Here is a 20,305-nt window from a genome sequence, read left to right as displayed (position 1 = left end):
TGGTGGTGGTTTAATTTATGAAGTTAAGAATATTCATTTAGATAAGTGTTTACTCACCAGTTAGCCCTACCTCACTTACCCTACAATTTCCCTTCTTGGTAAAATAATTGCAGAATATACAATTGTGAGTTTAGAAAAATGTGAGCAATGTTTCAAAAAACAAAAAATATAGACACCGCTTTTAGGTACATCCGGCTATTCAGTGTAGCGTTTTTAGCTTCCTGTGTTATCATATCCCTTTCTATCGCTTACAAAAGCTACCAGCTTTCATCCCAATCGCAAAACAAGGTATTTATTTTGGCAAACGGTAAAGCATTGGAAGCCTACGCTGCCGACCGAAAAGATAATATCCCCGTGGAAGCTACAGACCATGTAAAAATGTTTCACCATTTTTTCTTTTCTCTTGACCCGGATGATAAAGTGATACAAGCCAACATTACAAAGGCTTTGTATTTGGCAGATAACTCAGCAAAACAGCAGTACGACAACCTGAAAGAGAATGGTTACTATTCCAATCTTATCAGTGGTAATATCAGCCAGGAAATTTCTATGGATAGCATTATCATCAATACCGATGTTTATCCTTTCTACTTCCGGTATAAGGGAACTCAAAAAATAATCAGGCCAACTACTATCGCTATCAGAAACCTTATTACGGAAGGATATTTAAGAAACGTTTCCAGAAGTGATAATAATTCGCATGGCTTTTTAATTGAAAAATGGAAGACACTGGAAAATACTGACATCAACATTCAAAACCGGTAGTATGTGGTTATTCAAAAAAAAGAAAAAGGAATTGCTGTCAGAAGAGAAAACTACAATATCAGATAAGGTTGCCGGGAAAATTGCTGGCGTTGGTATTAAAGCACAGCGATTATTTGCTGAAAGAATGAATAAACTATTTATGAAAACAGATTATAAACGATTAAAACTAATACTGATTTTTTTCTGCGTTTCCGCAGGTGGCTATAGTATTTATCTAATCGCCAACAGTGTTTTTAGTCCTGAAAGAAATCAGAAAGCTTTTGAGATACAGCAAATGGATATTCCAAAGCACTTTAATAAAACTGGAGATGAAACCGTAATGCCGGAGGCAACTATAGATGAACAAACTTATTTACAAATACAGGACTTTAGAAAACACATGGATAGTTTAAAACTGAATAGAACGACTGAATACGACAGCATTCTGCAGGCCCGGCCGGGTTTGATGGATAGTGTGCAGGTGCTGGAACAAATTTATTTATCACAAAAACAAAAATGAAGTGTATGAACAGTGTACAAAAGTCGCAGACCTTCCTACGGAAAAGAAAAATGATGGTGGTGTTACCATTACTGGTGATACCATTTCTCACAATGGCATTTTGGGCATTAGGTGGCGGGAATGGTTATGAGCCTGTTATTGCAAACGAACAGAAAGGATTGAATCTAAACCTTCCTGATGCTAAAATGAAAGATGAAAACCTAACTGATAAATTGAGTTTTTATGACAAGGCTGATAAAGATTCAGCCAAACTGGAAGAATGGATGCGGACAGACCCGTATTATCAGCAAAAAGAAGATACTGGTTATATACCGGTAAACGAATTGGAACTGCTCACTCAAAACTCAGCTTCTAAATACAAGCAACGGCTAAATTCATCACCTTATGAAATAGCAGAAAATAATCCTGAACAAAAACTATTGCAAAAATTAGCATTGCTGCAAAAGGAAATCAACAAGCAGCCAGAAACAGAAACAACAGGTAATAATGAAGTTTCATTGCCCAATCAGGGTGATGAGTTTTCAAATGAAGTTGATAGGCTTGAAAATATGATGCTGACTATGGATAAAACTAATACCGGTGACCCTGAGATGCAACAACTCAATGGAACTTTAGAGAGGATATTAGACATACAGCATCCGCAACGGGTAAAGGATAAACTCAAAGAAAAATCATTACAGCAAAAGCAGGTGGTATTTGCTGTAACTACTTCACCCAAACTGGCCAACGTATCGCTGATAGATACGATGAAGAAAAAGCCAAACAGCAGCAATCAATTCTACGGAGTAACAAAAGAGAGTGAAGAAGCTACGGAAGGATTTGCTATTGAGGCTGTGGTACACAGTAATCAGTCTTTAGTAAACGGTGCTGTTATTCAGTTACGGCTTGCTACAGATGTTTTTATAAATGGTGTACTCATCCCGAAAGGAACTCCTGTTAACGGAATTGCATCATTAAACAATGAGCGGCTGGAAGGAGAAATAAACTCCATCCGTTATAAAAAACAACTATTCCCTGTAAAAATGGAACTCTACGATTTGGATGGTTTACCTGGCATTTATATTCCTGGCTCGATAAGCCGGGATGTAGCGAAAAATTCTGCCGATAACAGTTTGCAGTTAATGGAGCTTACCACACTTGACCCATCGTTAAAAGCTCAGGCCGCAGCGGCAGGCATTAATACAGCAAAGCAATTACTAACCCGTAAAGTGAAACAGGTTAAAGTGATGATTAAAGAAGGATATAAAGTTCTGCTGAAAGATAAAAATACTGAAACCGATTACTAAACATAAAATAGTAAAGCAATGAAAAGAATAGTGAGTATGATTTGTGGGTGCCTTATAGTAATGTTTAGTCTTGCACAAACAAAGTTGAATATTACAACTGACAAAACAACAAGCCTTGTATTTCCATTCGCCATTAAGCATGTTGACAGGGGCACAAGTTCTGTACTGGCGCAGCAGGTAAAAGAAGCACCTGAAATATTATTGGTAAAAGCAGCACTAAAAGATTTTACAGAAACAAATCTTAGTGTGGTAACGGATGATGGCAGCGTATATGCTTTTACAGTTAATTATGATATTAAGCCTGCCGTATGGGTGCATTACTTACCCGTAAACAGAACGGCTACCATAAGTTCTTATGCCAATATGATACTGGATAATGAACGCATAGTAAAAAAAATAAAGGATAAGAAGTACAATATGCAGGCAGGCATTAGGGGAATTTACATTAAAGACAATATCATTTACTATCAGCTATACATCAAAAATGATGGCACGGTTGATTACGATGTGGACCTGCTTCGATTTTTTATTAAAGACAAAAAACGAAGTAAAAGAACTGCAGTGCAAGAGGTGGAACAGAAGCCTGTTTACATCACAGGTAATCACAGTAAGGTTAAAGGGAACAACTATACAGTTTTTGTTGTGGTGTTGGAAAAATTTACTATACCTGACAAAAAATATTTGGCCGTTCAGATAACCGAGAAGAACGGCGGCAGACATTTTCTGTTAAGAGTAAATAATAAGGCTATAATGAAGTCAAAGGTATTGCCCGATTTTAAATGATAACAGAACATCCCATAGCAGATAAAGTACTCGACCTGGTGAACATTGCATTATCAAAAGGTGAAAAGTACATGGCCTATAACAATAGCCTTTATTTTATAGATGAGAGAGATGTACATTTTTTCAAAACAAGGGACGAAGCTGTTGAATTTGCAGTAAACAATATAAGTGACCGTGACAGGTTCGCTGTACTTCATTTCAATTCAGTAAAAGATATTTTGAATCAAATTCCATACGGCGACCAACTTCAACGCCAGCTAAATATTGACCCTGATGAAAATGGTCTGTATAACAAGGACGGCAACGATTTTACAGATGCATTGATTGACCACTTAGAATCACAGCAATTATTATTTAATAAACAATTAAAAACAGATGTTATGAACAACGAAAATCTTCAGTATTTGAAGGACAATATCAAATACATGGGCTTTGGTGAAAACATGTACCGGGAACTGGAAAGAAATCTTGGTGAAGGGAAAGCAGAGTTTCAACTGCGTTTCGCTGCCGAAATTAATAAGAAGCCATTTGAGGCTACCCTTAATTTCCGCAAGTCAGATTCTACGGACATGTATTTTTTCAACAATTACAATGCTTCATTGGAAAAAAGCAATGGTGAGAAGAATGAACAAACCTTCTATCTGAATAAAGGTAAAGGTGTAACTGCAAAGGAAGCTTATAACCTGCTGGATGGCCGGGCCGTTCACAAAGACCTTACTACCAAAGAAGGCCAGCCTTACAAAGCCTGGATACAGCTTGACTTTGAAAACAAGGACAAGAACAACAATTTTGAAGTGAAGCAATTTCATGAAAAGTATGGTTATGATTTGAAAGCAGCAGTAGAAAAATTTGCAGTAGCAGAACTGAACGACCCGGATAAAGCAAAGGCACTGATGCAATCATTGGAAAAAGGAAATGTACAATCGGTAACTATTGAAAAAGATGGCAGCAGTCATAAGATGTTTATGGAAGCTGACCCTCAATACAAAAAGGTAACCATGTACGATTCAAACATGAAGATGGTAGCCAAAGAATCGCTGGAGCAGTACAAATCCGGCATTGACAAAGGCAGCAAAGAAGTAAAGGCAGGCCAGGAAAATGATAAAAAAAAAGAGTTGAAACAGGAGCCTAAAGCTGAAAAGGAAAAACTGGAGAAAAAGAACGGACAGAGCCTGCTGCCTAAAAAAAGGGAAAGTAAAGGGAAAGGTTTAGGGGTGTCATAGTACATCCCTAAACCATTTTGTAATTATCAAATGTAGAGCAATGAATATCCAGAATATAGCAGAGTTGAGTAAGCTGTTAGAGTTACTTGGCTTTCACGATGCCGGTAGCTTGCTGTTAAAACGAATCTGTTTTAAACCTGCTAATTTTTATCTGCCTCAAAGAGTCATTAAAGAAAAAGATGTAATGCTTTTCAGTTTGTATTTTGAGCAGTTACAAAAAACTGACAACTACCGGCTGCAATACTATGATGTAACGCTGCAAAAAGCAAATGGCAGTTTAGCCTTGCCTGTTGATGGTGTAAACCCTGCAGACTTAGAAAAACAAATGGCAGCTATTGACTGGAAAAAAGCATTCAGCATTGATGAGAAGAAGCAATGGAACCCTGATGATAAATCAACCTGGGAAACAGAATTGCAAATTTCTAACATCATGGATAGCCTTTCCGCAATTGAACAATCAGAAACGGGAAAAGTTATTGCATCTATATTGAAACAAAAGTTCTGGGCAGGTACGTTGCATCAGGAAATAGTTGGCTCAATCACACTTGTTAAAAACAAAGCAGATGTTAACCAACGGTTTTATATTTCTGAAGAGGGTGGTGGTATTACAACGGATGAAGCCTATCGCTTTCTGCAAAATAAATACATGGAAAAACAATTGCAGCTTAAAAGAAAGCAAGCTGATAGTGGTGAATCAATTCCGGAAGAATCTAATGGTACTTCAAGTAGCGGACTACTGAAGAAAAAGCGAATTGCAGGCAGAGGAAAACGGAACAGGGTTAATCAGGATTAAACAGTATGGACATCTTCCCGCCACTAACAGGCTTTTATGCTGCTATAGCCGCCGATACCCGTATCGGTGCTTCGCATATCAGCATTTACATGGCGTTGCTGCAGCAATGGAATGTAAATGGTGGAAGCAATCCAGTGAAAATCGAGAGGGCTTTAATTATGAAAGCTGCCAAAATAAGTGCAAGGCAGACCTACAACAAATGTATAAATCAGCTACAGGAATATGGTTATATTATTTATCAACCTTGTTCCAATCAGTTTGAGGCAAGTGTAATTCACTTGAAAAATATAGAAATGAAAACATAATAATAAACCAATTTCAATAAGAGGAGGTGTGATATGGCAAGTGTGAATCCGGAACAGGTAATTGAAATTTTAAAGAGGCATAATGTGCATATCTCGTTGGAGCAAGCGGTACTGATACTGGACTTTATGTTTAAATTTGCTAAGTTATCATTAACGCAAAACAGAGGCACATGACAGCAGATTTATACATCCGGGTGAGTACAGATGAGCAGGCTGATAAAGGCTACTCACAGCGGGACCAGGAGGAACGGTTAAGAAAGTATTGCGAAAACAATCAGATAAAAGTTCGGCAGGTAATTTTTGAAGACCATTCTGCAAAGACATTCAACCGTCCTAAGTGGAATGGTTTGTTGTTTGATTTAAAGAAGAAGAAAAATGCGGTTGATTTTGTTTTATTTTCTAAATGGGATAGGTTTAGCCGCAATGCAGGCGATGCTTATCAAATGATAAATATCCTTCGCAAACTGGGAGTAGAACCACAAGCGATAGAGCAACCATTAGATTTAGCAGTTCCGGAAAACAAGTTGATGCTTGCATTTTACCTGGCTGCACCTGAAGTTGAAAATGACCGCAGGGCATTGAATGTTTTACTTGGAATGAGAAAAGCAAAGAAAGAAGGCAGATGGATGGGAGTTGCACCAGTGGGCTATGCAAATAAAATAACAGAAGATGGAAAAAAATACATAGCTCCTGTAGAACCAGAAGCAAGTATTATGAAATGGGTTTTTGAAACTCTTGCCGAAGGTCAGTTGAATATTGAGCAAATAATGAAACAAGCATTTGGAAAAGGGATAAAAACCTGTCGTTCTAATTTCTGGAATTTGTTGAGAAACCCTGTTTATTGTGGCCGCATATATTTATCTGGTTACAAGGAAGAAGAGTCAAGGCATGTACAAGGGTTGCATCAGCCCATTATTTCCGAGGCACTTTTTTACGATATACAGGATTATTTGAATGGCAAGAAAAAAACCTACCGGGCAAAAGTGGGCGGCATGGATGAACTGCAATTAAGAGGCTATCTCATCTGTCCTAAATGCGGCAAGTTACTTACTGGCAGCGCATCAAAAGGAAGGAATGGGCGGTACTATTATTATCATTGCATATCATCCTGTGGTGCCAGATTCAAAGCAGAAAATGCTAATCAGCTATTTTCAAGTGAACTTAAAAAATTAGTCCCTAAAGCCGGTATGACTGAAGTTTACAAAGTGGTATTACAGGAAGAATTTAAAGCCCAAACAAAGTCACAAAGGGAAGATTTAAAGCAAGTAAAGGAAGCATTGGAAAAAGCCAATACAGAGCTTGCAAATGCCCGTAAACTTCTTTTAAGTAACGAAATAGAGCCATCGGAGTATCGCACAATAAAAGCTGACTACGAAAAGAAAATCACGGGGCTTGAATCTAAATTGATAGAGCTATCTCAAGAAGGAAAAAGCATAGAACCCTTACTGAATAAGGCTTTAACCACTTTAACATCATTGGATAAGCTGTATGAAAAAGCCGATAATAAAGCTAAAAGAGAAATCATTGGTTCGATATTCCCCGAAAAACTCATTTTTGACGGATTTCAATATCGAACCGCAAGAATGAATGAAGCAGTTCGGCTAATATACAGTCTGGACAAGAGTTTCAGCCAAAATGAAAATGGACAAACCGAGTCAATTTTCGATTTGTCCACTTTGGTGCCCAGAACAGGAATCGAACCTGCACTCCCTTGCGAGAACCAGATTTTGAGTCTAGCGCGTCTACCAATTCCGCCATCTGGGCTGACTTGCAACTATTCATATACCGGGGTAAATGCCACTCCTCAACGAGCGGGTTGCGGGCTGCAATATTACGGAGCGATGCGTTGACCGCCAAAATTCACAGCAAGTATTTTTTGCCATGGCCGTTTAACGGCAACAACTCTTTTTCGGCAACAGTATCTTCCTGATCCATTGCCACAACTGTTTCCATTTTCCGGTTGTATTGGTCATCAGCGGCAAATTTAGCTGCTTTGGTCGGTTGCGTAACCTTTCATTCAGGCCTTCCTTACCATTCCAGCTTTCCGATCCGGCCATTGCCGCCGGCAAGATAAATAGCATGGCCATTTTTGGCGCGCTGGCATACATGGTAGCCGGTTGAACTGATATTGGTCCACTTAAGACCGCCATCCCTTGAAATGTCTACCCCGGAAGTACCACAACTGATCAGTTTGCGGCCCCGGATAAAAACTACAGAAGACCGGTACCCAAAGGGCGGGATGGTTGCGGAAATCCAGTCCCGGCCGGCATTCCGGGTGATGGCAATATTGCCGGTACGAACGGTGTCATGGGAGAAATCACCTCCTGCGACAACCCAGTAGCGGCCCCCGTTTTGCCTGCGGGGATACCTGACTGCGAGGGAATTGGCGCCCGTTGTGGAGCCACCCTGTACCAGTGGCAGGTCAATAACAGCGCCGGGTGTAAACAGCCTGGAACGGGTGCCGCCACTGGCGTAGAGGTATTTACTCTTTTTCAGTGCCTGGATATTGGTGCCGCTGGCGGCAAAAAAAGCTTCGCCGGTAACCGGGATATGCTTTTCGGCCCCTGCCGGCGACTGCCAGTTCCTGCCACCATCATGGGTCTGCAGCAAAACAAACTGTCCCCCGATCGGATCACCGATCACTACGCCCTCCTGATCATTCCGGAAACTCATCGCGTCTAAAAATATTCCGGTACGGTTGTCGCGGTAAACCTCCTGCCAGCTGGCGCCGCCATCGAATGTGCGTAAAATGATACCCGGCGAATCCACCGCCATGATCACCGCTGTAACGGCATCGAATGCTTCTATGTCGCGAAAATCACGCTGCTCATGGCCTTTTACTGTCATCCAGGTAAAACTGGCGCCACCATTGGTGGAACGACCTACCGTTCCCTTATTGCCGCTGACCCAAAGGAGCCGCTCGTTCACCACGCTGAGTCCACGGAAACTGATGCCGGGTCTGCCTTCCAGCTCACGAACCTGCTGTGTATATGCGCCCAGGGAATTTAATAACAGTAATGTATAAATGAAGAATTGAATACTTTTCCTGCTCATAACGGCAATCTACGGAATAAGCGGGAATCCTTCCAGTGCCTGCCAGTATAAGAGTAGCACAAATACCAGCCAGGTAATGGCCATGACCAGCAGGGTTGATTTTTTCGGGAAGAAATAATAACCGATGAGGGGAAGTAACTGGAGGGAATGCATACCGAAGAAATGAGGCACCCGAAGGTCGCCGTACCATTCACTCCAGTTGGTCAGTGGCAGTCCCGGGCTGCCATCCATCCCGCCAACCGAATGCTGGTCGAACCAGGACATGTGTCCGCCCTGCAGTGCAAAAACCACAAAAAACAAGAGTCCCATCCTTATTCCCCAGAGATAACCTTCGCTCATCCAGAGGGGATAGCTTTTCTGGCGAAAAAAACTCCAGCAGATCCAGGCCGTCCAGAGGGTGAATATAACTATGCTCAGGCCCATTATTCCATAGAGAATATCATCGCCTTCTGTATTGTGGTTAAAATGCGAGGCCCTTCCGCGGGCAGCCTGCAGGGAAATAATCACCAGTTCTATTCCCAGGGTAATTACCAGCGCCCTGCTGTAAATCCGCACCGTTTGCTGGTTTTGCAGGTAGACCATTATCCATGCGAGGGTGGCGCTCATGATGGCTGAGGACAGAAAAAACCGCAGTGGCTTGAACCAAACAGGAAGATCACCGATTTCCATGGGACTAACGAAGATCAGTATCCCGGAAATAAGTGCGCCGGCCAGGCTGATCAAAGAAAATGCATACAAAAGCCGGTTCCTGCTTTTCAACTGGATGAGGATTTTTTTCCAGGCTGGCAGGTCGGCGTGTACAGGGTTGATCATGGCTTATTCAGTGTCGGTAAAATATTGACGGGTCTGGAACCAGCGTAGCAGTAAATAAAGCAGCAGGCCAAAGGGGCCCAGCATAAAGGTGAAGAAAAGGCATGGCAGCAGCGGCCAGAGCCCAATACCATGGCGGCGGGCGTCAGTCACCATATAGATGCCTGTAAACAGGTCAAATGCCAGGTAATGGATCCATCCGGCCAGTAAGGCTTCACGGCTCCTGAAAAGGCTCGCTATATTGTCAAGTGAATTAAAACTGTCTGCCTGGAATGTGCCCAGGTTAGAGGCAATCAGCCAGGTATACAGCAGGGCAAATATGGTGATGATGGTACCCGTTAATATTTTGCCGATCCAGGTGGTTTTGTGAAACACCAGTAACAGGACCCAGCCGATCAGGGCCAGTGTGCTGCTCAACCGGAAAATGGTATCGGGTGACATGTACTACAATTTACGCATGTTTTTTTAAAGCCGCTTCAATGGCCGTTTTGGTATCTTCGTCTGACCATGACTGTGGTTCGAATTTTTTTCCTATCACCTGCTCGTACAGCTCAATATAACGTTTACTGATGGTGTTGATCCATTCGGGTGTCATCTCAGGTACGGTCTGTCCTTCCTTGCCCATGAAATTATTGGCGATCAGCCATTCGCGTACGAACTCCTTGCTGAGTTGCTTTTGTTTCTCGCCCTTTGCCTGCCTTTCCTCAAAGCCATCGGCATAAAAATAACGGGAGGAGTCGGGGGTATGGATTTCATCCATCAGGTAAATGGTATCTCCGATCTTTCCGAATTCGTATTTGGTGTCAACGAGGATCAGCCCCTGTTTGGCTGCAATCTCTTTTCCTCTTGCGAACAGCGCCAGGGTGTACTTCTCCAGGACAGCCCAGTCTTCTGCGCTGGCCAGTCCGGTTGCGATGATATCTTCCCTGCTGATATCCTCATCATGTCCTTCGGCCGCTTTGGTGGAAGGTGTGATAATGGGGGTGGGGAAGAAGTCGTTCTCTTTCATTCCCTCGGGCATGGTAACACCGCAGAGGGTCCGCTTGCCGGAGCTATAGGTGCGCCAGGCGTGTCCGGTAAGGTTGCCACGCACAACCATTTCAATTTTAAAAGGTGTACATTTCTTTCCGATGGACACATTGGGTGCCGGGGATTCCAGCAACCAGTTGGGGCAAATATCGCTGGTGGCCTGCAGCATGTATGCAGCAATCTGGTTCAATACTTGTCCTTTATAAGGAATGGGTTTGGGAAGAATCACATCAAATGCGGAGATGCGATCTGACGCTACCATAACCAGGAGATTATCGTGGATGGTATACACATCCCTTACTTTTCCTTTATAAAATGCCGTTTGTCCGGGGAATTGAAATTGTGCCATAATACGAAGGTATAGAGCCATTTGGAAAAAAAATTGACGGATTCAATAAATCCTTATTTTGCCACAGAAATACACAACTAAAACCCACGAGGTATGAGAAAAAGCTACAGCAAAATTGCTTGCATGCTGTTGGCTGTATTCCTTTCGATTGCTGCGTTTGCCCAAACCGTTACCATTACCGGAAACGTTAAGACCAGCACAAGCCAGGAAGCAGTGCCAGCCGTGTCAGTAACCATCAAAGGAACCGGCTCCGGTACCTTTACTGATGACAAGGGAAATTTTACCCTGACAACTTCCCAAAAACCACCATTTACTTTAATCTTTTCTTCCATTGGTTTTGAGAGCCAGGAAGTAGTGGTGAATAACGCATCAGATGTTATTAATGTCAGTTTTGTTCCTTCCACCCAACTGGGTACGGAGGTGGTGGTATCTGCCAGCCGTGTGCCGGAAAGGATACTTGAATCCCCGGTTTCAATTGAAAGGGTGAACAGTGCATCCATCAGGGTGGCGCCTGCCGCCTCTTATTATGATATTGTTGGTAACCTGAAAGGGGTCGACCTGACAACATCCTCCCTCACATTCAAGACTCCCAGTACCCGTGGATTCAACGGAAGTGGTAATACCCGCTTTAACCAGGTGATAGATGGTATGGATAACCAGGCACCGGGATTGAATTTTTCGGTTGGTACCATTGTGGGGCTGAACGAACTGGACGTTGACAATATGGAATTGCTGCCGGGTGCATCTTCCGCCCTTTATGGTCCGGGTGGTATGAACGGAACCCTGCTGATCAACAGTAAGAGTCCTTTCCGTTATACCGGCCTCTCTTTCCAGGTAAAGGAAGGTATCATGCATACGGATAAGCGTTACCGTGATGATGCGGGTGCTTACCACAACTGGGCAATACGCTGGGCACAGAAAGTATCCGATAAATTCGCCTACAAGATCACAGGTGAATTCATCCAGGCGAAAGACTGGGTGGGCGCGGACTACCGCAACTATGCGCGCCTTGGTACAAACGGCAGGGTCATTCCCGGTACCCGCCAGACCGATCCCAATTACGATGGTGTGAACGTTTATGGAGATGAAACCACTACAGACCTGATGAAGAATGTGCTGATTCCCATTTCAAAGCAGGCCCCCTTCCTGGCTCCTTATATATATTCACTCGATACCAACAAGGCGATTCCTGTTTCCCGCACAGGTTATACAGAAAGGGAAATTGTTGATCCCAATACCGTAAACTTCAAACTCAGCGGTGCGCTTCATTATAAGATAACTGAAAACCTGGAAGCAGTATTTGCCGGTTATTTTGGTACTGGTAATACCGTTTATACAGGTTCTGAAAGGTATTCCCTGCGCGACCTGAAAATAGCACAGTACAAACTGGAACTGAATCATAAAAACTGGTTCATTCGTTCCTATACCACACAGGAAAATGCCGGGCAGTCATACAACGCAACCGTAACTACCCGTTTATTTAACGAAGCCTGGAAGCCTTCAACCTCCTGGTATTCACAATATGGTCAGACTTATGTTGCCAACCTGTTAAGCGGGATGGCCAACCTCGATGCGCATAATGCTGCGAGGGCTGTGGCTGACCAGGGACGACCCGTTGCAGGCAGCACCCAGTTCAACCAAATATTTGACCGCATCAGAAGTATTCCCATTGTAAAAGGTGGTGGCCTGTTTGTTGATAAGACCGATCTGTACAATACGGAAGGACAGTATAACCTTACCCATGCTACCGGCAAAGTTGCCGACATCCTGGTGGGCGGTAATTACAAGACCTATGTGCTGAATTCAGAAGGAACATTGTTCGCGGATTCTAGCGGTAACATCAAGATCAGGGAATTTGGTGCCTATATCCAGGCGAGCCGCAGGCTGTTCGGTGATGTGCTGAAACTGACCTTTAGTGGCCGTTATGATAAGAACGAAAACTTCAAGGGACGTCTGACACCAAGGGCTACGGCTGTATTGCAGGTAGCGAAGAACAACAACCTTCGGTTCTCCTACCAGTCGGCTTATCGTTTCCCCTCCACACAGCAACAATGGATAAACCTGGCGGTTGGTTCGAATGTGCGACTGATTGGTGGCAACAAGGATTTTATCACACACTTCGGGTTTGACAAGAACCCGGTTTTCTCCACTACTACCGGTCAGGTGTACACGATTAATGCTGTAAAGCCTGAGGCGGTCACTTCCTTTGAAATGGGGTACAAGGGACTGCTGGCAGAAGGGAAAGTTATGGTGGACGCCTATGGCTATTTTGGCCAGTACCAGGATTTCCTGGCCCGTACACTGATCATGCAATCCACTACAGGCAACCCTGCCGATGTTGTCAATCCGGCCACCCGCCGCATTTTCTCTATCCCGGTGAACCTGGCTGACAAGGTGAAGACCTATGGATATGGCATGAGTATTGATTACCGTTTCTACAAGGGATATGTATTTTCTGTAAATGGTTCTTCTGACAACCTGCAGGATGTTCCCGAAGATTATGTAGCATTTTTCAACGCGCCAAAATACCGCGCCAACTTAACTCTGGCCAATGGTTCATTGGGTAAGGACAAACGCTATGGATTTGTTGCAACCTACAAATGGCAGGATTCCTTCCTGTCGGAGGGTGATTTTGCCACCGGTGATGTGCCTGCCATTCACACCCTGGATGCACAGGTCAGCTACAAACTGCCTAAATCAAAATCGATTGTCAAGCTGGGTGCCAACAACCTGCTGAACCAGTACTATTTCAACGCAGTTGGTAACTCCATAGTTGGTGGATTGTATTATATCTCATTTGGTTACAACATGTACTAATCGATCAATGAAATGTATTGTTGACCAACAAAAAATGAATTATGTTATCAAGTATCAAAAATATCACCCGTTCAGGCCTGCTGTTGCTGGCCGCAACGGCCGTTTTCACCGCCTGTAACAAGGTTCCCGAAGTGGAGGATATAAAGCCTTCAACACCATCGGGACAGAGCATTGCGGATATTATTAACACGGATGCCAATTATTCCATACTGAAAGCTGCTGCCACCAAGGCAGGCGTTTTGGGGGTATGGGGAAATGTGAATAATAAGCTCACCCTGTTTGCTCCGGATAATGCGGCCATGACCCGCTCTGGTATCAGCGAAGCAGTGGTGGGGGGCATGCCAGCTGCACAACTGGCGGCTATATTAAGTTACCATGTGGTGCCCCAGGCCATTCCTTCTGCGGCCATCCCAACCCTGCCTTATCCGAATATCCAGATGCCATCTATGTTACAGCCACTGGCTACCCAGCCGCTGTTCAAGATGCCCATATTCCCTTCACGGAGAACTGCCGGTGCTTATGTCAATAATATTCCCCTGACAGGATTTGACAAGCAGGCCGCTAACGGTTATATTCATACGACTTATGCATTGGTGATGCCTCCACAGGCAACCCTCAAAACCCTGATCGCAGGTGCCAATGATCTTTCTTTTCTCCGGGCAGCCATCGCAAGGGCAGATGAAGGATCAACCGGACTGAGCAGGATTGATTCCCTGCTGAACTATGCATTCCCGAATATTACTTTGTTTGCACCTACTGATGATGCATTCAAGGCAGGACTGACTATGCTTGGACTTCCCCCTGCTATTGAAACCATCAATGCATTGCCGGTTCAAACAGTACGTGGTATTTTGGCATACCATATCCTGGCGATCAATGGCACGCCTACTTTCCGCGTGTTCACTCCCAATATGTACAGTGGAACAGCTGAAACCCTGTTGGGGCCAGCGAGTACCGGTATGCCTCCTTTAACGTTTGATGCCACCAATCCGTTGGCTCCAACCGTCAAGGGCCGGGTGAATCCCTCTGCGTCCAATATTGTTACCAGGGATATCCATGGTGTGAACGGGGTGATCCACAAGATCGACCAGATACTATTGCCGTTCATGCCGTAACCGGCTGATCAACAGATTAATAAAAAAGCTACCGGATGAAACGGTAGCTTTTTTATTGGTGGTTATTTGATGGGGTGGTCGGGATTTCACCCGTCGGGAGGCGCTTTCGTTGTATTCAGGGCGCCACCCGGACGGGAGAGATCTTTCTCAGACATTAAACCTGAAATGCATCACATCCCCATCCTTCACAATGTATTCCTTTCCTTCGATGCGGAGCCTGCCGGCATCACGGCAGGCAGCTTCGGACCCGTATTGGATAAAATCGTTGTAGGAAATCACTTCGGCCTTGATGAATCCTTTTTCAAAATCGGTATGAATCACACTGGCAGCCTGTGGTGCTTTCCAGCCTTCGTGGATGGTCCAGGCACGCACTTCCTGTACACCGGCAGTGAAGTAGGTCTGAAGATTCAGTAACTGGTAGGTTGCCCTGATTAGTTTGTTCAGGGCTGGTTCTGTCATTTTATATTCTTCCATGAACAATGCCTTGTCATCCGGATCTTCCAGTTCTGCGATCTGCTGTTCAATACTATTGTTCATTACGATCACCTGGGCGCCTTCTTTAGCCACGGCAGCTTTCAGTGCCTCTGAGAATTTGTTTCCTGTATGCATGGATGGCTCATCCACATTGGCTACATACAGTACAGGCTTTTCCGTCAGAAGGAAAAGGTCAGCAATGGCTGCCTGGTCTTCCTTGCTCAGGTTGAGTTCACGGATATTTTTTCCCTGTTCCAGGTGGGCATAACAGGTTTTCAACACTTCCAGTTCTGCTTTTACTTTCGGATCACCGGTACGTACCATTTTCTCTGTGCGCTGCAATTTCCTTTCCACGCTTTCCAGGTCCTTCAACTGCAGTTCTGTATCGATGATATCCTTATCACCAACGGGGTTGATGGGACCTTCATCACGCAGGATGTTTTCATCCTCGAAGCAGCGGATCACATGCACAATGGCATCCACCTCGCGGATATTGGCCAGGAATTTATTCCCCAGGCCCTCGCCCTTGCTGGCACCTTTCACCAGTCCGGCTATATCTACAATTTCGATCTGCGTCGGAACCGTACGGTTTGGTTTTACCAGTTCCGCCAGTTTGTCCATCCGCTCATCGGGAACGTCTACCAGTCCCACATTGGGCTCGATGGTACAAAAGCGGTAATTGCTGGCCTGCGCCTTGGCACTGATGCTGACGGCATTGAACAGCGTTGACTTTCCAACATTGGGTAATCCTACGATTCCTGCTTGTAATCCCATGGATGTTTATTATTTGTGATGTATAACCTTCGTTTCGGGCCGCAAAGATAGGGAAAGATGATGGTTTGTTGGTTTGCTGCAGCAATGGATAGGGTGATGTGGTGATGTGTTGACATTTCCATATTTTCACAGTTTCCATTAAATTCTGACTATGGCGCTCAACTATGTCTGGATCGCATTTTTCCTGATTGCTTTTGTGATAGCCCTGATCAAGCTGATTGTTTTTGGCGATGTGGAGATCTTCAAGAAATTGTCTGACGGCATTTTTGACTCTGCCAAGTCTTCTGTAATGGATGTAGCCCTGCCATTGGCCGGAACCATGGTCTTTTTCCTCGGCCTGATGAATATTGCCGAAAAGGCTGGTGCGGTGCGTTTCCTGGCGCGTTTCCTGAACCCGCTGATGAAAAGGATCTTTCCGGGTGTTCCCGACGGACATCCCGCCATGGGGCAGATGGTCATGAATTTCTCGGCCAATATGCTGGGGCTCGACAATGCCGCCACACCTTTTGGCCTCAAGGCCATGGAGAGCCTTCAGGAGATCAACCCCGACAAGGAAAAAGCAACCAACGCACAGATCATGTTCCTGGTGCTGCATACATCCGGACTGACATTGATACCGCTATCCATCATTGCTTACCGAATATCAGCCGGCAGTACCTCGCCGGCTTCGATCTTTATTCCATGTGTGATCGGTACACTGATGACCACCCTGGCCAGCGTAGTGGTGGTGAGTATCTGGCAAAAGATCAAATGGGACCTTGTACTGATCGGCTGGATTGCCTCGGCATTGGCCGGAGTGGGGGTCTTGCTGTTTTATATCAACGGACTCTCCCCTGAACAAAAAGAGATATTCTCCAAAGTGGCCGGAAACCTTGTTCTATTTGTGATAGTGGTTAGTTTCATCATGGGCGGCGTCTGGAAAAAAGTGCATGTATTCGATGCTTTTATTGAAGGAGCGAAGGGTGGATTTGATGTGGTGCTGAAGATTATTCCCTACCTGGTGGGCATGCTGGTGGCCATTCGGGTATTTCGCGATTCAGGTGCCCTCGAATATGTTATCAACGCCTTTGCCTGGGTTATCCGCACACTCGGATTTGATACAGATTTTGTACCAGCCTTACCCGTAGCCATCATGAAGCCTTTCAGTGGGAGTGGTGCCAGGGGAATGATGCTGGACATCTTCAAGAATCCGGAACTGGGACCTGATTCCTTCCCCGGACTGGCGGCCAGTATTTTCCAGGGATCTGCAGACACCACCTTTTATATCATCGCACTTTACTTTGGCAGCGTTGGTATAAAAAAAGTCCGCTATTCTATCTGGGCCGGAATGCTGGCCGATTTTATCGGTGTAATTGCAGCTATTATCATCGCATATATATTCTTTAAATAAATATGACTGGTTTGGAAATTTAATGATCAAGATCACCTTCTGAATATTCAGGGTTCAATACTTTTGCTTCCGTTTGGAACCCCGTAATACATACAGGCAAATTATTGTGGTACTGTTGCTGTCGGCATTCATGATCCAGGCTTTCAGCCGGGCATTGATTGTGACCGATTATTATGCCGACAGGGCAGCTTACCTTGCCAACTGCGAAAACAAATCAAGGCCACAGCTGAACTGTAATGGGCAGTGTATCCTGATGAAGAAATTGCAGAAACAGGAATCCAGGGAACAGAAAAACCCGGAAAGCAAAACGGAAAACAAAACAGAACTGCCGTCTTCCACAAAATCTTTCTTCAGCGTAGAAGTAATTCCCGCTGAAACTCCGGCTATTATAAATAAAGTCATCATTCTTTCCACCGGTAAGATCGTGGACCAATCCTTTGATATTTTTCATCCGCCGCGTGTCTCCTGATCGGCTTGTTTATTCATTTATTCTGACCTGACCATGACGGTAACTCCGGGCGGCGACCGGCCGGTTCCGGTGCAATACTGTATTCAGGTAATTCATTAAACATTTACTGGGCATGAAAATTATATCAGGAAAGCTATCCTTATTGATACTACTTGCGCATCTGGCTATTGTAAGTTTTGCGCAACAAACCATACAGTTAAAAGAAAAAAATACCCTCAGGCCCATCGCATTTGCCAATTACCAGTTGGGCAAACAGAAGGGACAATCGGATAAGGACGGTTTCATCCGGCTGGCACCCGAAGGCGACAATTATTTATTTCTGACGCATATCTCTTTTGAGGAATTGGCATTGACACCTGCCGAACTGAGGGAAGCGATGGGCAGGGGCTGGATCCTGCTGGAACCCGCCTCTGCATTATACCTGAACCCTGTTACCGTTTACGCGCTCAAGGGAAAGGAAAACAAGGAATCAGTGAAACTGGAACATGGCGACTGGGTGCAGCACGATGCGGGCCAGGTTCTGCAACAGATTCCCGGTTTCGCAGCCATTAAAAAAAGCGGGGCTTTTGGATTTGACCCTGTGTTCAGGGGGTTCAAGCTCGACCAGCTGGCACTGCTCACCAACGGTGTGATGACCTCCACCGCTGCCTGTCCCAACCGTATGGATCCACCTTCCAGCCAGGTGCTGGTAAGCCAGGCTGACCAGGTGGAGATACTGAAAGGACCACATAGCTTCCGTTATGGGCCGGCTATGGGAGCGATCATTAATTTTAAGACCGCTGCCCCCGAATTCAGGGAAAAACCAGAGTTGTTTGGCCGCTTCAATACCGGATATGAAAGCAATGGAGATATTTACCGTGCGGAAGGCCAGTTGGGAGTAAGGGGCAAAAAATTCCAGCTGAGTGGGGTAGGTTCCTATTCAAAAGGACATAACTATTCCGATGGCAATGACAGTATTATTCCCGCCCGTTTCAGCAGGGGGGCAGTTGGTATCAATGCCGATGTGCTGGTAAAGGCAGATCAGCAATTGAGCCTCTCCGTTACCCGGAATTTCGCCAGGAAAACTGATTTTCCGGTGTTGATGATGGACCTGCTGAGTGATGATACCTGGATGCTGAACGGACAATACAAAATTTCGGGTAAGCATCGCTGGTATAATACCTGGACCACCCAGGTGTATGGCTCTTTTGTTGATCACAGGATGGGTAATGAACTGAGGCCATCGGCCGCCAGCATGCTCAGTTCAGTGGATGCCAATACAAAAACCTGGGGAGGGCGCACTGAGTTTGCTGTTCTTACCACAAGATCACAACTCTATTTTGGGGCGGATATGAAACTTGAAACGGCTACCGGCGACCGGATCAGGAAAATGATCACCGGACCCATGGCGGGTAAAACCTTTGTGGATACTGTTTGGCAGAATGGTGAAATCAGGCGGGGCGGATTGTTTGGCGAATGGTACCACCAATTGAACCTGTATCGCCTCAGTGTCTCAGGAAGGCTGGATCTCGTGCAGGGAAGCGCAGGCAATCCATCCTCCAAATTTACAGCCCAATATTCTTCGACAGACCAGACCGACATAAACGGGAGTTTTAGCGCTGGCATCAGCCGGCAGTGGAACAACCATTGGCAGGCCGGTTTCTGGCTGGGAAGGGGCGTTCGTTCAGCCAACCTTACAGAGCGGTATATCAATTCGCTCCAGATCGGCATGGATCCTTATGAAATGCTGGGCAACCCTGACCTGAAACCGGAAGCCAATAACCAGGCCGACCTGATGATCGGCTATAAGTCTGGCAACACTTCCGTGCAGTTGAATGCTTTTGCTTCGCTGGTGAAAGACTATATCAGTTCTTCCATCAATCCTGATATCAAACCCCGCTTTGGTGCGCCGGGCGTTAGGCAGTACATCAATATTGATGAAGCCAGGCTGGCCGGTTTTGAATTCAGCTGGCAACAGCAGTGGCTGCCGGTATTGCAACACCAGCTGACCGCAGCCTATACCTGGGGTGAGAATAAAACTACCGGTAAGCCCCTTCCTGAAATAGCACCTATGGATCTCCGTTACAGGCTGGAAGGAAAGTTGTTCCGGGATAAGATCATGCCGTACGGACAACTGCGCCATTCACTGAAGCAGGATCGCATTGCAGATGATTTTGGTGAGAAAAAGACCGCATCATTTACGACACTTGACCTGGGAGCCAGGGCTGTGGTGGTTAAAAATTTGCAGCTCACGGTGGCTGTGAACAATATAACAGATGTGGCCTATCGCGAGCATCTGAGTCGCTATATCCGGCCAACCCTGCCATTGAATGCACCCGGAAGAAGCCTGGTGCTGATGGCATCTTATTCATTTTAATTAAATCAAAAATT

General features: G+C 45.0%; 17 protein-coding genes, 1 tRNA gene and 1 pseudogene. 13 read left to right on the top strand and 6 right to left on the bottom strand.

Going from position 1 to position 20,305, the window contains the following annotated elements; translation table 11 throughout:
- The first annotated feature begins 147 nt into the window (after window positions 1–147).
- The 8 genes and pseudogenes from traK to BC349_RS20210 all read left to right on the top strand — a co-directional run.
- A complete protein-coding gene (gene traK / locus BC349_RS01395; RefSeq protein ID WP_187254963.1) occupies window positions 148–765 on the top strand; it encodes a conjugative transposon protein TraK in 618 nt (205 codons plus the stop codon).
- Between the two features lies 1 nt (window position 766).
- Entirely contained in the window at window positions 767–1,264 is a 498-nt protein-coding gene (locus BC349_RS01390; protein ID WP_187254962.1) for a hypothetical protein, read from the top strand.
- Window positions 1,265–1,269: 5 nt separating this feature from the next.
- Complete coding sequence (traM, locus tag BC349_RS01385; protein ID WP_187254961.1) at window positions 1,270–2,550, top strand: conjugative transposon protein TraM; 1,281 nt, start codon at window positions 1,270–1,272, stop codon at window positions 2,548–2,550.
- A gap of 18 nt (window positions 2,551–2,568) precedes the next feature.
- On the top strand, window positions 2,569–3,333 hold the full coding sequence (traN, locus tag BC349_RS01380; RefSeq protein WP_187254960.1) for a conjugative transposon protein TraN: 765 nt from the start codon (window positions 2,569–2,571) through the stop codon (window positions 3,331–3,333).
- Complete coding sequence (locus BC349_RS01375; RefSeq protein ID WP_187254959.1) at window positions 3,330–4,556, top strand: hypothetical protein; 1,227 nt, start codon at window positions 3,330–3,332, stop codon at window positions 4,554–4,556. The genes traN and BC349_RS01375 overlap by 4 nt, the downstream gene beginning before the upstream one ends.
- A 40-nt stretch (window positions 4,557–4,596) precedes the next feature.
- The gene (locus BC349_RS01370; RefSeq protein WP_187254958.1) at window positions 4,597–5,349 is read left to right on the top strand and encodes a hypothetical protein; all 753 of its coding nucleotides are present in this window, start codon (window positions 4,597–4,599) and stop codon (window positions 5,347–5,349) included.
- A gap of 5 nt (window positions 5,350–5,354) precedes the next feature.
- On the top strand, window positions 5,355–5,654 hold the full coding sequence (locus tag BC349_RS01365; protein WP_187254957.1) for a hypothetical protein: 300 nt from the start codon (window positions 5,355–5,357) through the stop codon (window positions 5,652–5,654).
- Between the two features lie 170 nt (window positions 5,655–5,824).
- Window positions 5,825–6,595 (top strand): annotated as a pseudogene (locus BC349_RS20210) (recombinase family protein); the annotation flags it as partial.
- A 736-nt stretch (window positions 6,596–7,331) separates the two neighbouring features.
- Here the strand turns inward: BC349_RS20210 and BC349_RS01355 are convergent.
- The 5 genes from BC349_RS01355 to BC349_RS01335 form a co-directional block, all read right to left on the bottom strand.
- Window positions 7,332–7,418, bottom strand: a tRNA-Leu gene (locus BC349_RS01355).
- A gap of 264 nt (window positions 7,419–7,682) precedes the next feature.
- Complete coding sequence (locus BC349_RS01350) at window positions 7,683–8,708, bottom strand: YCF48-related protein (protein ID WP_187254956.1); 1,026 nt, start codon at window positions 8,706–8,708, stop codon at window positions 7,683–7,685.
- 9 nt (window positions 8,709–8,717) lie between these two features.
- Window positions 8,718–9,521 carry a hypothetical protein gene (locus BC349_RS01345; protein WP_187254955.1) on the bottom strand — a complete coding sequence of 268 codons (804 nt, stop codon included), beginning with the start codon at window positions 9,519–9,521 and terminating at the stop codon, window positions 8,718–8,720.
- Window positions 9,522–9,524: 3 nt separating this feature from the next.
- Window positions 9,525–9,959 carry an ABA4-like family protein gene (locus tag BC349_RS01340; RefSeq protein WP_187254954.1) on the bottom strand — a complete coding sequence of 145 codons (435 nt, stop codon included), beginning with the start codon at window positions 9,957–9,959 and terminating at the stop codon, window positions 9,525–9,527.
- A 10-nt stretch (window positions 9,960–9,969) separates the two neighbouring features.
- Complete coding sequence (locus tag BC349_RS01335) at window positions 9,970–10,896, bottom strand: phosphoribosylaminoimidazolesuccinocarboxamide synthase (RefSeq protein ID WP_187254953.1); 927 nt, start codon at window positions 10,894–10,896, stop codon at window positions 9,970–9,972.
- Window positions 10,897–11,019: 123 nt separating this feature from the next.
- Here BC349_RS01335 and BC349_RS01330 point away from each other — a divergent pair, with 123 nt between their 5' ends.
- Complete coding sequence (locus BC349_RS01330) at window positions 11,020–13,713, top strand: TonB-dependent receptor (RefSeq protein ID WP_246456732.1); 2,694 nt, start codon at window positions 11,020–11,022, stop codon at window positions 13,711–13,713.
- Between the two features lie 41 nt (window positions 13,714–13,754).
- On the top strand, window positions 13,755–14,828 hold the full coding sequence (locus BC349_RS01325) for a fasciclin domain-containing protein (protein WP_187254951.1): 1,074 nt from the start codon (window positions 13,755–13,757) through the stop codon (window positions 14,826–14,828).
- A 147-nt stretch (window positions 14,829–14,975) separates the two neighbouring features.
- Here the strand turns inward: BC349_RS01325 and ychF are convergent, their stop codons facing one another.
- Window positions 14,976–16,076 carry a redox-regulated ATPase YchF gene (gene ychF / locus BC349_RS01320; protein ID WP_187254950.1) on the bottom strand — a complete coding sequence of 367 codons (1,101 nt, stop codon included), beginning with the start codon at window positions 16,074–16,076 and terminating at the stop codon, window positions 14,976–14,978.
- A gap of 151 nt (window positions 16,077–16,227) precedes the next feature.
- Here ychF and BC349_RS01315 point away from each other — a divergent pair, with 151 nt between their 5' ends.
- The 3 genes from BC349_RS01315 (at window position 16,228) to BC349_RS01305 (ending at window position 20,291) form a co-directional block, all read left to right on the top strand.
- Window positions 16,228–17,466 (top strand): nucleoside recognition domain-containing protein, encoded by a 1,239-nt coding sequence (locus tag BC349_RS01315; protein ID WP_187254949.1) that lies wholly within the window; start codon window positions 16,228–16,230, stop codon window positions 17,464–17,466.
- 73 nt (window positions 17,467–17,539) lie between these two features.
- Window positions 17,540–17,935, top strand: a complete 396-nt coding sequence (locus BC349_RS01310; protein WP_187254948.1) for a hypothetical protein — start codon at window positions 17,540–17,542, stop codon at window positions 17,933–17,935.
- Window positions 17,936–18,047: 112 nt separating this feature from the next.
- Window positions 18,048–20,291: a TonB-dependent receptor domain-containing protein gene (locus tag BC349_RS01305; RefSeq protein ID WP_187254947.1), complete on the top strand. Its 2,244-nt coding sequence runs from the start codon at window positions 18,048–18,050 to the stop codon at window positions 20,289–20,291.
- Window positions 20,292–20,305 lie beyond the last annotated feature (14 nt).

This window comes from Flavihumibacter stibioxidans, assembly GCF_014332695.1.
Classification (GTDB): domain Bacteria; phylum Bacteroidota; class Bacteroidia; order Chitinophagales; family Chitinophagaceae; genus Flavihumibacter; species Flavihumibacter stibioxidans.
The sequence above is the reverse complement of the archived record's forward strand: the minus strand, read 5'-3'. Positions and strand labels throughout refer to the sequence as shown.